13 protein-coding genes are annotated in these 15,384 nt (G+C 38.5%); 8 read left to right on the top strand and 5 right to left on the bottom strand.

What is annotated here, in order from left to right; genetic code table 11:
* Window positions 1–147: 147 nt before the first annotated feature.
* Window positions 148–2,667, top strand: coding sequence for an ATP-dependent Clp protease ATP-binding subunit (locus tag QGN23_RS09855; RefSeq protein WP_282904143.1), 2,520 nt, complete (start codon window positions 148–150; stop codon window positions 2,665–2,667).
* Between the two features lie 84 nt (window positions 2,668–2,751).
* On the opposite strand, the gene QGN23_RS09850 is transcribed toward QGN23_RS09855, so the two are convergent.
* The gene (locus QGN23_RS09850) at window positions 2,752–3,255 is read right to left on the bottom strand and encodes a superoxide dismutase family protein (protein WP_282904142.1); all 504 of its coding nucleotides are present in this window, start codon (window positions 3,253–3,255) and stop codon (window positions 2,752–2,754) included.
* A 35-nt stretch (window positions 3,256–3,290) separates the two neighbouring features.
* Between QGN23_RS09850 and QGN23_RS09845 the strand changes: the two genes are divergently transcribed.
* From QGN23_RS09845 to QGN23_RS09815, 7 genes are all read left to right on the top strand, one after another.
* A complete protein-coding gene (locus QGN23_RS09845; RefSeq protein WP_317622301.1) occupies window positions 3,291–5,627 on the top strand; it encodes a TonB-dependent receptor in 2,337 nt (778 codons plus the stop codon).
* A 108-nt stretch (window positions 5,628–5,735) separates the two neighbouring features.
* A complete protein-coding gene (locus tag QGN23_RS09840; protein ID WP_282904141.1) occupies window positions 5,736–6,377 on the top strand; it encodes a hypothetical protein in 642 nt (213 codons plus the stop codon).
* A gap of 204 nt (window positions 6,378–6,581) precedes the next feature.
* Window positions 6,582–8,342: a DNA mismatch repair endonuclease MutL gene (gene mutL, locus QGN23_RS09835; RefSeq protein WP_282904140.1), complete on the top strand. Its 1,761-nt coding sequence runs from the start codon at window positions 6,582–6,584 to the stop codon at window positions 8,340–8,342.
* Between the two features lie 3 nt (window positions 8,343–8,345).
* On the top strand, window positions 8,346–8,987 hold the full coding sequence (locus QGN23_RS09830; protein WP_282904139.1) for a rhomboid family intramembrane serine protease: 642 nt from the start codon (window positions 8,346–8,348) through the stop codon (window positions 8,985–8,987).
* A 10-nt stretch (window positions 8,988–8,997) separates the two neighbouring features.
* The gene (locus tag QGN23_RS09825) at window positions 8,998–9,978 is read left to right on the top strand and encodes an endonuclease/exonuclease/phosphatase family protein (protein WP_282904138.1); all 981 of its coding nucleotides are present in this window, start codon (window positions 8,998–9,000) and stop codon (window positions 9,976–9,978) included.
* 4 nt (window positions 9,979–9,982) lie between these two features.
* Window positions 9,983–10,342: a hypothetical protein gene (locus QGN23_RS09820; RefSeq protein ID WP_282904137.1), complete on the top strand. Its 360-nt coding sequence runs from the start codon at window positions 9,983–9,985 to the stop codon at window positions 10,340–10,342.
* A 39-nt stretch (window positions 10,343–10,381) separates the two neighbouring features.
* On the top strand, window positions 10,382–10,726 hold the full coding sequence (locus tag QGN23_RS09815; RefSeq protein ID WP_282904136.1) for a hypothetical protein: 345 nt from the start codon (window positions 10,382–10,384) through the stop codon (window positions 10,724–10,726).
* A 30-nt stretch (window positions 10,727–10,756) separates the two neighbouring features.
* Here QGN23_RS09815 and QGN23_RS09810 read toward each other — a convergent pair whose 3' ends face one another.
* The 4 genes from QGN23_RS09810 to ftsZ all read right to left on the bottom strand — a co-directional run bounded on the left by QGN23_RS09810 (window position 10,757) and on the right by ftsZ (window position 15,381).
* Complete coding sequence (locus QGN23_RS09810) at window positions 10,757–12,271, bottom strand: GH3 auxin-responsive promoter family protein (protein ID WP_282904135.1); 1,515 nt, start codon at window positions 12,269–12,271, stop codon at window positions 10,757–10,759.
* Between the two features lie 101 nt (window positions 12,272–12,372).
* Window positions 12,373–12,783 (bottom strand): BrxA/BrxB family bacilliredoxin, encoded by a 411-nt coding sequence (locus QGN23_RS09805; RefSeq protein WP_282904134.1) that lies wholly within the window; start codon window positions 12,781–12,783, stop codon window positions 12,373–12,375.
* 206 nt (window positions 12,784–12,989) lie between these two features.
* Window positions 12,990–13,436, bottom strand: a complete 447-nt coding sequence (locus QGN23_RS09800; RefSeq protein ID WP_282904133.1) for a GatB/YqeY domain-containing protein — start codon at window positions 13,434–13,436, stop codon at window positions 12,990–12,992.
* Window positions 13,437–13,542: 106 nt separating this feature from the next.
* Window positions 13,543–15,381: a cell division protein FtsZ gene (ftsZ, locus tag QGN23_RS09795; RefSeq protein ID WP_282904132.1), complete on the bottom strand. Its 1,839-nt coding sequence runs from the start codon at window positions 15,379–15,381 to the stop codon at window positions 13,543–13,545.
* Window positions 15,382–15,384 lie beyond the last annotated feature (3 nt).

Raw genomic sequence — 15,384 nt, 5'->3', positions numbered from 1 at the left:
TGAGAGACAAACGTAATGATTTTCACTGAAATGAGAAAATCATTTCTGCCATTTAGTCTTGAATTGATTTTGGTAAAGAATTTGTAACTTACATATAGAATTTAAAGATTTTTATCTATCTTCAATTAACAGACGAGAAACAATAATATGGATAGTCAATTTTCAAACGGTTTGAACCAAGTTTTCAAACACAGTAAAGACGAAGCAAGACGCTTGCACAGCGAGTTTCTTAATACAGAGCATTTCATTTTAGGAATGATTAAAACAGACAACTCTGCCAAAGAAATCATGAATAATTTGGGAGCCGATTTAACTCAAATCAAAAGAAAAATCGAAACCATGTCCGTGGCCAGCTTAAACCCATTTTCTGCAGAAAGTGAAAAGATATCTTTTACCAAAATGGCTGACCAAGCGGTGAAAAGGTCTGAGTTAGAATGCAGGCAGTACCAAAGTTCTGAAGTGAATACCGTTCATTTGTTACTCGGTATTCTTTATAAATCAGAGGATCCTACGACCAGTATTTTAAGTTCGTACGATATCGATTATGAAAGAGTGACCAAGGAATATCAGACGATGTTGAAAAACTCGGGACAAAGTCCTAAAATGAGCGCTTACGACGATGACGAAGAACGGGAGGAATTCGGTCAAATGAGAAGGCCTACCGGCAATATTGGCACCGGCAAAAGCAAAACACCCACTTTGGATAATTTCGGAAGAGATCTTACTACGCTTGCCCGGGAAGGAAAACTGGATCCGGTAATCGGTCGTGAAAAAGAAATCGAAAGAGTTTCACAGATTTTATCGAGACGGAAAAAGAATAATCCTCTTTTAATAGGGGAGCCTGGTGTTGGTAAATCAGCAATAGCGGAAGGTCTAGCTTTACGGATTCAACAGAAGAAAGTTTCCCGTGTTCTTTACGGAAAACGCGTGATTACTTTGGATCTGGCAAGTTTAGTTGCGGGAACAAAATACCGTGGTCAGTTCGAAGAAAGAATGAAAGCCATCATGACCGAACTGGAAAAAAACCGGGATGTCATTTTGTTTATCGATGAATTGCACACGATTGTCGGAGCGGGAAGTTCAACCGGAAGTTTAGATGCTTCCAATATGTTCAAACCTGCGCTGGCAAGGGGCGAAATTCAATGTATTGGTGCCACTACTCTTGACGAATACAGACAGTATATCGAGAAAGATGGTGCTTTAGAAAGACGTTTTCAAAAGGTGATGGTAGAACCAACTACCGTGGAGGAAACCGTACAGATTTTAAATCAAATTAAAGACAAATACGAAGATCACCACAATGTAACTTATACTGATGAGGCGATTCTGGCTTGTGTGAATTTAACCGCGAGATATATTACAGACCGGTTTTTGCCGGATAAAGCGATCGATGCGATGGATGAAGCAGGTTCCAGAGTGTATATTAAAAATATGAAAGTTCCTACCGAAATCATCGAGCACGAAAAAAGCATCGAAGAAATTAAAGAACTGAAACAGGCGGCAGTTAAAAAGCAGGATTACCTTGAAGCACGAAAACTAAAAGATGAAGAAGAACGCTTGCAGATGGAATTAAATGCAGCTCAGGAACAGTGGGATAAAGATGTCAAAGAGAAAAAAGAAATTGTAGACGAGGAAAGTGTCGCGGAGGTGGTTTCCATGATGAGTGGGATTCCGGTAACCAAAGTCGGTAAAAACGAACTCGATAAACTGGCACAGATGGAAACGATACTTAGCGGAAAAGTAATTGGTCAGGCAGATGCGGTGAAAAAAGTGGTCAAAGCCATCCAGAGAAACAGAGCCGGACTGAAAGATCCAAACCGTCCGATCGGAACATTTATTTTCCTGGGAACAACCGGTGTTGGTAAAACAGAACTCGCAAAAGTAATGGCTCGTGAACTTTTTGATTCCGATGAAGCTTTAATCAGAATCGACATGAGTGAATACATGGAGAAATTTGCAGTTTCCCGATTGGTAGGTGCGCCTCCGGGATATGTGGGTTATGAAGAAGGCGGCCAGTTGACAGAAGCGGTTCGCAGAAAACCTTATGCAGTGGTGCTTTTAGATGAAATTGAAAAAGCCCATCCGGATGTATTCAATATTTTGCTGCAGATTTTAGATGAAGGTTTTGTAACCGATTCTTTAGGCAGAAAAATCGACTTTAGAAATACAATCATCATTTTAACCTCTAATATTGGAACCAGAGATTTAAAAGATTTCGGCGATGGAGTCGGTTTCGGAACCAATGCGAAGAAATCAAATACCGATGCAAGAGCCAGAAGCACCATTGAAAATGCGCTGAAGAAAGCTTTTGCTCCTGAATTCTTAAATAGAATTGATGATATCGTGATCTTTAATAACCTAGAAAAAGAAGATATTTCTAAAATTATCGATCTGGAATTGGCTAAACTCTACAGCCGTCTCGAAAAATTAAACTATAAAGTTGAACTGACAGACGATGCCAAAGAATTTATCGCTGAAAAAGGCTGGGACAAAGACTTTGGAGCCAGACCTTTAAAACGTGCCATCCAGAAATACATCGAAGATCTGTTGGCAGAAATGCTGGTGAACAAGCTGCTGACCGAAGGCGGAACGGTAGTCTTGAAACTGAATGAAGCCAAAGACGGTTTAGAAGGTGAACCTGTTAAAGCTAAAGCAACTGTAAAATAATTTTTCAGTAAACCTATAAAAAAATCCGTCCTGTCATTATTTTGACAGGACGGATTTTTATTTTAATAAAAGCAGACTGTGCATTTATTTAATTTCTATACATCCAACTCTGCCACCTGCATTTCCCGTCGGCTGGGTATGAAAATCATCTGCACCTGCATGAATGATGATTGATTTTCCGATGATATTTTTGGTGTCATCCTTACACCCCAAACACCAGTTGTCGGTTTTGAAAACCAGTCTCGCAGTTCCATCTTTGTCGGCAACCAGATTCCCGATGTCGCCCATGTGAAATTCGCCATGTTCCCATTTTCCGTGTTTTTCTGCCGTGGGATTCCAGTGTCCGCCTGCAGAACTTCCGTCCGCCGCCGAGCAGTCTCCTTTTTCATGAATATGTACGGCGTGGATCCCTGGAGTTAATTTGTAAACATTCAGGTCCATTTCCACATTTTTACCCGTTTGAGAAAATGCAGCCGTTCCCTGAGTGGCGGTTCCGCTTTTAGAATTGATGACATAAGACTTTGTGGTGGTGCAGGATACAGCAACAATTGCGCTGCATAGCAACATAGAAAATGAAGCGATTTTCATAATATTTATTTTGAGGTTAATGTAAATAATTGTTTTTGAATAAGCTAAAAGATAATTTAAAATACCATTCGGTTTACAAATTTAACCATTCGGTAGATTATATTTTCATCAAAAGCCATTCCGTAATAGATTTGCGGTATAAAATTCTCATCATGCAGCCTTTCATTATTTCTAAAGTTCTCCTTCTTGTGTTTTTTTTAGCAGGCATTTTTTCCAATGCGCAGATTACGGTGTCGGGGAAAATTAATTTTAAGAATAAAGGGGTCAAAGATATTTCAGTCACTTTAAAAGGCACGTACGACGGTGCAACAACTGACGAAAATGGAAACTATTCTTTTGAAACCTCTGAAAAAGGAACGCAGGTCTTGGTTTTTTCAAATTCTAAATTTGTCGAAGTTGAGAAACCAATTCTGATCGGAATGGAAAATATTACCGTTAATTCTGATCTAAAAGAGCAGATTTCTGAAATCGATGCTGTTGTTATTTCTGCCGGTTCCATTGAAGCGAGTGATAAAAAAAGAGCGACGGCACTGCTTACTCCAATTGATATTTACACCACTGCGGGTGCAAACGGACAAATTTCTGCCGCTTTGGAAACGCTTCCCGGAGTTCAGAAAATCGGTGAGATCGAAGGTTTATTTGTCCGCGGCGGAACGGGCGAGGAAACTAAATTTTTTATGGATGGAAATTTAGTCAACAATTTTTTCGGAAATTCAGTTCCCGGGATCAAAGCGATGGATCGGTTAAATACTTCTTTATTTAAAGGGAATGTGTTTTCCAGCGGCGGATATTCTGCCGTTTACGGACAGGCATTATCTTCAGTTTTGGTCTTGGAAAGTATCGATTTCCCGGAAAAGAATTCAATTGATTTAGGGATTTCTCCTCTATTTATAACCGCGGGATTTCAAAATGTAAACGGAGAAAAATCGAAGTCATTTGGTGTTTTTGGCTCTTATTCTAATCTGGGATTAATGACGAAATTAATTAAATTCAATAATGATTTTACCAAAGCTCCCGCAAGTTTTGGGACGAATTTCAACTTTAGATTTAAAAATAAAAAAGGAGGAATCCTGAAATATTACGGAAGTTTTGACACCAATACAATCGGATTACAGGCAGAAAGTTTAGAGCCGAATATCGATTTTGATCAGACTTCTTTAAAAGGGAAAAACACTTTTCATAACTTATCTTTCAGGCAGAAATTGGGCGAATATGTGGTGAATTTAGGAAGTTCTTATACTTTTAATTCCAGTTTTATTCACCTTAGCAATACGTATGAAAATGCAGAAATTAATCCAAATTCAATAGAGATTAAAGGGAATTATTTCAATGCGAAAGGAACCTTAGAAAGAAAGATTAATAGAATTTCGGCAATCAGAGGTGGAATTGAATTTAATCAAGCTAAAGAAAAAACCGATGTAGCAATTTCACAAACTGCTTATATTTCTAATGATCAGATTACTTCCGTTTTCGCTGAAACTGATTTAGGATTCAGTAATAATTTATCCGCAAAAGTTGGATTAAGATCTGAATATTCATCTGAAATTAATCAATGGAATCTCGCTCCTAGATTAGCAATGGCTTATCGGATTTCAAAAAACTGGACTAGTTCTTTAGCGTATGGAATTTTCTACCAAAATCCGGAGCAGAAATATTTTGGAAGCAGTCCTTTAAACTATCAAAAAGCGGAACATTATATTTTACAAATACAAAAATCAGAAGAAGGAAGAAGTTTTCGGCTCGAAGCTTTTTATAAAAATTACAGCGATCTCATTAAAATAAAAGTTTTAGATTATCGACCAATTGCCATTAATAATAACGGAAGTGGTTTTGCCAAAGGTTTCGAAATTTTCTGGCGGGATAAAAAATCGATCAAAAATATCGACTACTGGATTTCCTATTCTTATCTGGATTCCAGGCGTAATTTCCTGAATTATGACCAAAGTTTATTTCCCAATTTTGCGGCAAAACAAACACTTTCTGTCGTGGCTAAAAAATTTGTCACCGACTGGAAAACCGGTTTTAATCTTTCTTATTCTTACGCTTCCGGAAGACCGTTTTATAATTTTCAAACACAAGAAAATGGAGAGTACTATTTGAACAGTCAAGGAAAATTAAAAGATTTTAATGCTTTGAATTTCAGTTTGAATTATCTGCCAAATCTTGGTAAAAAAGAAGTTAAAGTATTTACAGTATTGGTATTGTCTGTGAATAATATTTTGGGACAAAAGAATATTTACGGCTACCAATTTTCAAATGACGGCTTAAGAAGTAAACCGGTTTTACCATCTGCCAGTACTTTTGTTTTTATCGGAGCTTTCATCAATTTTGGTATTGACAGAACGCAGGATGCAATAAATAACAATCTTTAATACGGTTCAGAAAATAAAATGAACCCTTCGGAGAGAAAAATTTTCATCCGGCTTTTACCTCAATTACCTTTGACTTATCAAAAACATAATCATCAAAAATTTAAAACAATGAAAAAATTAGTATTAATAATGCTTGTCGTTTGCTCAGCAAGCTTTTTTGCCCAAACTACTTTCGAAAAAGTAATGACTGAAAAAATAGCAAAATTAGAACAATCTAAAACGGCGGAAGATTTTACTGCGGTTTCAAATGATTTTGTAAGAATCGGTGATAAAGAAAAAACACTGTGGCTACCTTATTATTACGCGGCTCATGCCTCGATTGAAAAAGGCAGAAATTTAATGCGTGCGGGAAAACTTTCAGAACTGGACGCGGTTGCGGCAGAAGCACAAACATCTTTGGACAAAGCATATTCACTGAGTAAAGATAATGCAGAAGTCCTGATTTTACAGAAAATGATTCACGGTTTAAAAATGATGGTCGACCCGCAGTCGAGATTTATGAGCGAAGGATTGTTGGGCGCAGATGCTTTAGGAAAAGCAGAAAAACTGGATTCCGGAAACCCCAGAATTACTTTATTGAAAGCAGAAGATACTTATTATACGCCGGAACAGTTTGGTGGCAGCAAAACAAAAGGGTTGGAATTATTTCAAAAATCACTGGACCAGTTCAAAGTTTACCAACCAAAATCAGCATTAGATCCGACTTGGGGGAAAGGCGAGGCGGAATATTTTCTGGCGAGCAAACCGTAATTGAATTTAATTTGCCCTAAAACCTCTGGAATTTCCAGGGGTTATTTTTGTTTGAAGCAAAAAATAAATCGCTATTTTTACCCGTTGAAAAAATGAACGGGAATTTCTTTTAACATCGGACTTTCTCGGCAATTCATTTAATGAAAAATAATGCAGTTGCAATAATGAATAACTGCCAAAAACAGATTAGACCCTTTTATTAAAATGTCGGATATTATAAAACTTTTACCAGATCATGTTGCCAACCAAATCGCCGCCGGTGAAGTGGTGCAGCGGCCTGCTTCTATCGTAAAAGAATTAGTGGAAAATTCCATCGACGCTGGTGCCACAAAAATAGAACTGATTATTCGGGATGCCGGGCGTAACTTAATTCAAGTTGTAGATAACGGAAGCGGCATGAGCGAAACCGATGCGCGGCTGGCGTTCGAAAGACACGCAACTTCAAAGATCAGTACGACCGAAGATATCTTTAGAATTTCTACCAAAGGCTTTCGTGGTGAAGCTTTGGCTTCGATTGCCGCCGTGGCAGAAGTAGAGTTGAAAACCAAAACCAAAGATGCTAAAATAGGCACCAATATTTATATTGAAGGTGGAGGATTCCAATTTCAGGAACCTATTCAAACAGCGGAAGGTTCCAATTTTTCGGTGAAGAATTTGTTTTATAATGTTCCTGCCAGAAGAAAATTTCTGAAAAACAACAATATCGAATTCCGTCATATTATTGATGAATTTCAAAGGGTTGCTTTGGCTCACGAAAACCTGGATTTCGAGCTTTTTCACAATGATGATATTGTTTTCAGACTGCGCAAAGGCAGTTTGTTGCAGAGGATTGTAGATGTCTTTGGCCGAAAATTACAACCACTTCTTATTCCTATTAAAGAAGATTTGGGCTGGATTCAACTCAACGGTTTTGTCGCAAAACCGGAAGGCGCTAAAAAGACAAGAGGCGAACAGTTTTTCTTTGTTAATGGGAGGTATTTCAGAAGTCCTTACTTTAATAAAGCGGTTCAGGAAGCATTCGAAGGTTTGCTTTTGCCGGGGTATATTCCGACTTTTTTCCTGTTTCTGGAACTGGATCCGCAGAAAGTTGATGTCAACATTCATCCTCAAAAAACGGAAGTTAAATTTGAAGACGATAATTTGATTTTCGCTCTGATCCGTTCTACGATCAAGCGATCTTTGGGGATTTACAATGTTTCGCCAAGTTTGGATTTTGAACGTGATTCTGGAATGGATGCTTTTTTAAATCAGCCTAAAACCAGTGGAAGTTTCAAAGCACCTGAAATCGTGGTCGACCGTGATTACAATCCTTTCCGGGAAGAAACCGTTTCGCCGGGTGAAAAAGTGGCGATGGCTGAAATGTATCAGCAAAATATACAGGCAGAACCTTCGAAAATTAATTTATTTGAAGAAGAAGATTTCGATGAGGATTTAATGCGTCTTCCGAATGGATATTGGCTTTTTAATAAGAACGGAAAAACATTAATGCTCGACTTGGGCAGAATGCACCGCCTGATCGTGAGTGAAAGAAATGCAAAAAAGAAACGCAGTACTGAAAAACACACGCTTCTTTTTTCGATGGAATATCATATGAATGAAACGGAAAAAAATAAGTTTCGGTCCATCAAAAAGTATCTTCCGGAACTGGGTTTTGAAATGATTATTGCGAATGATAATGTGTTGCGGATCGATGCGGTGCCGCAAGGATTAAAGGAAACCCAGGTGATGAAATTCCTCGAAAATATTTTTGAAATATTAGAATACCGGACGGAAGAGGAATTCCTGGATTTTTATAACAGCCAATGGAATAAAATCCAGAGCAAATCACGTTTTGATTTCTTATATAAAATGGATGCCGAACAGGTGATAAAAGATTTCACAGCACTGGGTTTTCCAGAATATTTACCATCGGGGAAAAGATGTTTTACCGAAGTTCCATTAGATGAATTAAAAAATAAATTTTAAATTATGTTTCCAAGACTCACACCGATCACCAAAAACATCATCATTCTGAATGTCATATTTTATTTGGCGTCGAATTTCATTATGTTTCCAAAACTGTATGAAATGTTTTCGGTGTATTATATCGCTTCTCCTTATTTCAAGGTTTGGCAGATCATTACGCACATGTTTATGCATGCACCGTTGCAAAGCGGGATGGGGATTACTCATATTCTTTTTAATATGTTGACATTAATGAGTTTCGGACCGGTTTTGGAGCAGGTTGTAGGGGACAGAAAATACATTATTCTTTATTTTGCCAGCGGTATCGGAGCGTATGCTTTAAACTGTGGCTGGAATTATTTTGAGCTCAGCCAGGGCGCAAATCCAGCAGATATCTATGCTATTCCAATGATGGGCGCCTCGGGTGCGATTTTTGGTGTTGTTGCTGCGTTTTCGACCATGTTTCCGGATTCCAAGCTTTACTTTATGTTTATTCCGTTCGGTATTAAAGCCAAATATTTATTACCCGCAATCATTGTAATTTCACTCTATTTAGGATTCAGCGGATCGATGGCGGGAGTTGCCCATTTTGCGCATATTGGTGGTGCCGTCGTCGGATATCTCCTGGCAAAGAGATGGAAAGACAATCAGTACAGAATTAATTAAAATTGAACTGGTGAAAATTTTAAGGTTTGGTTTAATTCTCATTCATCTCTTCATCATTGTTTTGCTGGGCGGGACGGTATTGAACGGTTACGTTTCACCCAAAGTATTTCCGTACTTAAATCTGCTTTCTTTAGCATTTCCAGTATTGATGATTTTGAATATCATCCTTTGTGTTTTCTGGATTTTTCTGTGGAAGAAACGGGCGCTGTTTTTCATCGCAATCACATTAATGATTATCATGCCTATTCGAAGATGGGTTAACTGGACCGAAAAAGTTGCAGAAAAACCAAATCTTAAAATTGTTACCTTGAATATTAAGGGCGGAGCGATAGGAGGGCATAAAAAGATCGGTGAGTATTTAGAAAAAACCAATGCTGATATTATCTTTGGTCAGGAATATGGAAGTGAATTTAACGTCCCTAATTATCCCTACCAAAGCGATAAATACGAGATTGTTGCTCTTAATTCAAAGACCGAAATCGTGAAACAGGGAAAGATAGCCACCACCGGAAACGGCAACGCTTTTTTCGCAGATATTAAGTTTAACGGTAAAATAATCCGGGTGATCAATGTGTATCTGAATCCTTTTTCCTTTGACAAACAGATGGTAAAACCGGTAGAAGATCTGCAGAAAAATAAAACTAAAATAAAAGACATTATCAAAAAATTGGTGCCGACCTTTAAAATACATCAGAAGGAAATTGTAGATATCCGTAAAGCCATCGATGATTCTCCTTATCCGGTCATTCTTGCAGGCGATTTTAATTCGGTTCCTAATTCGTACGAATATTATGAGTTGGGTAGAGGTTTGAAAGATGCTTTTGCAGAAGTGGGAAGAGGAAGTTCAACCAGTTTTCATGATTATAAATTCCCGATCAGAATTGATTATATCTTTACCTCGAAAGAAATAAAACCCATCAGTTATCACGTCGATCGGTCGGTTAAACTTTCGGATCATTTTCCGGTTATTGCTGAATTTAAAATTGATTAAAAAAATGAGAAGTTCATCTATTATAATTCTTTTATTCTTTATATCCTGTGGAAAGGAAACTGCCAGACAAAAGGTGATCCCGCAGGAAAGCAACTCTGTTCCGCCTTATGACACCATCGCCATCGATTCGTTCTCGCAAGGGGCGACATCTGTTGATATTGCAAGAAAGATTAAAATATCTTCGGTAAAATATCAGGATTCTTTAAAACAGATTAAAATGAAGAACGAAGAGGAGCAACTGCTGAAAAAAGCAAAAGAAGAAAAATTGAATGCTGAGAAAAAAATGGCAGAAGCGCTAAAGAAAACAGACCTTGGTAAATCTAAAGAAAAACCACAGGTTACGCAGGAGACTGTTAATCCGTAATTTTGTTTTACATTTGAAATTCAATTAAGTACATACACTATGAAAAATTATTTTTTAATTGCGGCAGTTATTTCTTTAGGACTGATGAGCTGTAAAAAGTCAGAAACAAAAGTTGAAACCACAGAAAATCCTGACGGTACGGTAACCACTACCACGACAGAAAGTGAGCATTCTACCACCGTTGATTCTGCAAAAATTAATGCGACCGTTGATCAGGCAAAGGAAAAACTGGATGAAGCCGGACATAAAATTGATGCTGCGGCAGACAAAGGCCTTCATCAACTGAAGAAAGCAGGCGAAGACGTAAAAGATGCCGCGGCCAGAGGTGCTGAAAAAGTAGAAAAAGGCGCCGGAAAGGTAAAAGAAGATCTGAAAAAAAAATAAGAAAATCTGCTGTTGATTCAGCAGATTTTTTTATTCATTCATCTTTAATAACGGCTCGATATATTCGCGGTCATTACTCAACCGCGGGACTTTGTTCTGGCCGCCGAGTTTTCCTCTTTCAGACATCCAGTTGTAGAAAAGATGAGGTTTGGCAACGTGAATAATCGGTTTTTTCAACGTTATATTGTTATACCTTTTCGCTTCGTAATCTGAGTTTACGGATTTTAAATGATTATCGAAAACTTCGCTGAATCTTTCTAAATCAGCAGGCTGTTGGGTGAATTCGAAAATCCATTCGTGTGCGCCACTTTCGCCCTGCTGCATAAAAACCGGGGCGCCGGTAAAATCCAGAATTGAGGAGTCTGTTGCTTCACATGCTTTTGAAAGTGCCGTTTCTACATTGTCGATCATCAGTTCTTCCCCAAAAGCATTGATGTAATGTTTAGTTCTTCCGGAAACTTTAATCCTGAAAGGCTGCAATGACGTGAACCGAACGGTATCGCCAATTAAATATCGCCAAAGTCCGCTGTTCGTGGTAATAACTATCGCGTAATTTTTGCCGATTTCTACTTCCTCTAAAGGAATTGCCTGCAAATTTTCCGGGTCGAACTGATCCATTGGAATAAATTCATAGAAAATCCCGTAATCCAACATGAGCAGCATTTCTTCGCTTCCGTACTGATCCTGAATGGCAAAGAATCCTTCTGAAGCATTATAAATTTCGTAGTAATTAATGTCTTTTCCAATGATCTTTTTGTACTGTTCGCGGTAAGGTTTGAAACTGATTCCGCCGTGGAAAAAGACTTCCAGATTCGGCCATAATGCGGAAATGTTTTCTTTACCGGTTTCTTTTAAAATCCTTTGCAACAAAACCATCATCCAACTTGGTACGCCGGTCAGACTTCCTACATCTTCATTGGTCACTTCAGAAACGATGGCGTTTAATTTGGTTTCCCATTCCGACATCAGCGACACTTTTTTGCTCGGCGTGGTCGTAATCTCTACCCAAAACGGAAGATTGTCTATTAAAATGGCAGAAAGATCTCCGAATTTGGTATTGAAGTTTTCGTAGAAATCCGCGCTTCCGCCTAAACGGAGATTTTTATTGGTAAAGAGTTGATTATCCGGGTGATTGTTGGCGTAAATAGAGATGAGGTCTTTGCCTGCTTTCATGTGGCATAATTCTAAACTCTCATCGGTAATAGGAATGAATTTGCTTTTGGCATTGGTTGTTCCCGAAGATTTGGCAAAGTTTTTTACCAAACCCGGCCAGAAAACATCTCTTTTGCCTTGTCTTGCCTGCTCAATGTACGGTTCGAAATCTTCGTAAGTAACGATTGGAACATTAGTCGTAAAGTCCCGATACGTTGAAATAGAACTGAAGCCGTGGATTTTCCCGTAATCGGTATTTTCGGCATAATACAGTTGGGAGAAGAGCACTCCATTTTGAGTTTCAATGGGATTATCCATGAATTTCTGAATCTGGTCAATCCGCTGTCGTATAAACCAATTAACCACCGTATTGAAAAGTGCTTTCGTCGCCATAAGGACAAATATAATATTTTTCTGCGAAATGATATTATGCAGAGGATGACAAAATAAATTCCGCTTATAATTAAGCGGAATTTATTAACTAAAACTTTAGTTTAGCAATATTCTTGGTAAGCTCCCTGTAAATTCGCAGCGATCGCTCCGGCAGGATTTCCTTCGATGTGGTGTCTTTCTAACATGTGAACCAATTCACCGTCTTTGAAAAGAGCAATACATGGGGAGCTTGGCGGGAATGGTGCCAAAAACTTACGTGCTTCCTCAACTGCTTCTTTATCGTAACCAGCGAACACGGTAACAAGATGGTCAGGTTTTTTATCTCCTGTAAGAGAAAAAACCGCGCCTGGTCTTGCTGCACCTGCAGCACAACCACAAACGGAGTTGACCATTAATAACGTTGTACCTTCTTTTTTAATCGCTTGGTTTACTGCTTCGGCAGAGGTTAAGTCTTGGAACCCTTTATCGGTTAGCTCATGCTTCATTGGCATTACTAAATCTTCTGGATACATATTGTATTTTTTTTAAATTGTACTTTTATTTAGAACTGTTCTGATTTGCAAATTTAAGTATTATTAATCAGACTGCTTCAATTGTATTTTCATCAAAACCATTCCATCTTCTAAAGTACGACTTTTTGTCCGCAAAAAACCCGAAACATAAATGCTCCGGGTTTCAATCAAATCGATATGCAAAGGTTGAATATCCTAACTGTACCTTAAGAAAGTAATTTTTTCGCCATCTCGGAAATACTTTTTCCATCGCTCTTTCCGGCAAGAGATTTACTTGCCATTCCCATTACTTTTCCTAAATCTTTGGCGCTGGCTGCGCCGGTTTCTGCGATGATTTCTTTTATCGCTGCCTCCAGTTCTTCGCTGGTCATTTGCTGCGGCAAATACTCCTCAATGACTTTGCTCTGTGCTTCTTCAACTTCGGCAAGATCGCCTCTGTTTTGTGCCATAAACTGGTCATAAGAATCTTTGCGCTGCTTTATCATTCTTTGTAAAATTGCAATTTCCTGCTCGGCAGAAACTTCCGCTCCTTTTGCTTCTGTTTTCAACAACAGGATTTGGGATTTTACTGCACGCAAAGCGTCCAGAGCAACTTTATCTTTTGCGCGCATCGCGTCTTTAATCGCGTCGCTGATGATGATTTCTAAACTCATATTTTTTTATAATGTAACAATGAAACAATGTATCAATTTACTATTTTGTGACGCCTTTTTCCCAATTTGTCATATTGGTGAACCAATACATTGTTACATTAAATTATTAATCTACGTCTTTATTTAAAAAACGGTTTTCTCTAACCTGCATTTTTCCGTCACTTTCGGTCAGGAAATTACTGATTTTTTGTGCCGAAGCATTTTCCTGTCCGATTGAAATGTTTTTTCTGCGGAAAGCAGGGATGCTCTCAAAATCATTTTCCGGTTCGAAGTTCTGATATCTTGAATTGAATTCCTTCAACTTATTCCTTCTTTCTAAAACTTTATCACTGTTTGTAGTTTTATTAATGAAAGTAAAATCTTCCTGAACTTCTAAAATCGGTTTCTCTACTGTTTTTTGCTCTACAATCTTTTCTTCCACCTTAGGTTCTGATCTTTGAACCGGTTCTTCCTTGATGATTGCTTTGGGTTGCGGTGTTTCAACTTTTGGCTCCTCAATCGGTTCGTTTACGAAAAAACTGAATTCCATTGGCTTTTCTTCGTCAAATGGGTTTCGTCTTTCAACTGGTTTTTGCGGTTTTTTATGTTCAGTTTCAAAACTGAAAGATTGTGAAAGCGGCTCTTCGGTGAGATCATCATCGTAAGAGAAAAGATCAAATTCCGGCGTTTCTTCTTCTTGATGAAAGCTTTGTGAAGGATGATTGTCATCCACAAAACGATTGATTTCGGTCGGAGTTTCTTTTTCGGTCACTCTGCTTTGCTCAACTGTTTTTACCTGAAATTCATTGGAAGGGAAATCATCTTCATCATCTAAAATAAACAGATTTTTAGAAGACGGATAACCTGTTGGTGCCTGCTGATTTTCCGGAGTAGCTTTAAAAGCGGTTTCTCTTTTCTTTGCCGGTTCCATAGAATCTGCCAAAGTAAACTTCACCTTTTCTGTGACGCCTGATTTTTTTTGATGGTCTTTGGAAAATCCAGTCGCAATAACCAATACGCTGACCGCATCTCCTAATTCTTCATCAGTTCCAACTCCGAAAATAATATCTGCAGTATGTCCGGCTTCTTGTTGGATATGGTCCATAATTACACCGATTTCGTCCATGGTTACTTCTTCAGAACCACTTCTGATGAGCAACAGTACATTTTTCGCTCCGGTAATTTTATTGTCGTTTAATAATGGGGAGTCTAATGCTTTTTTCACGGCTTCTTCCGCTTTGTTTTCACCGGAAGCAACACCGTTTGACATTAGGGCCGTTCCGGAATTTGCCAGGACAGATTTCGCATCACGGAAGTCGATATTCACATCGAAATATCCGGTAATAACTTCTGCCATTCCCTTTGCAGCGTTGGTTAACACTTCATCCGCTTTGGAGAATCCTGATTTAAAACCCAGGTTACCAAACTGCTGACGTAATTTATCATTATTAATGACAATCAGTGAATCCACATTATTTCTTAGTTTGTCCAAACCTAATTCTGCCTGATCCAGTCTTCTTTTTCCTTCAAAACTAAAAGGTACGGTGACGATTCCCACGGTAAGGATTCCCATATCTTTGGCCACTTTTGCAATAACAGGAGCAGCACCGGTTCCGGTACCACCGCCCATTCCGGCAGTAATGAAAACCATTTTGGTATTCTGTCCCATAGCCGCTTTAATATCTTCGATACTTTCGATCGCTGCTTTTTCACCAACTTCGGGATCAGCTCCTGCGCCCAGTCCTTCGGTGATGGTTAATCCCAACTGCACTTTGTTCGCAACAGGATTGTTATCTAAGGTTTGTGAATCGGTGTTACAGATTACGAAATCGACACCATAGATTCCACGTTCGTACATGTGTTTCAGTGCATTGTTTCCGCCGCCGCCTACGCCGATTACTTTAATTATTGATGAATTTCCTTTTGGTAGATCAAATGAAAATCCAGGGGTGTTTATATTTTCCATAGT

The sequence above is a fragment of the Chryseobacterium gotjawalense genome, assembly GCF_030012525.1.
GTDB classification, from domain to species: domain Bacteria; phylum Bacteroidota; class Bacteroidia; order Flavobacteriales; family Weeksellaceae; genus Kaistella; species Kaistella gotjawalense.
Note: the sequence above shows the minus strand (reverse complement) of the source record. Positions and strands in the feature narration are given on the sequence as shown.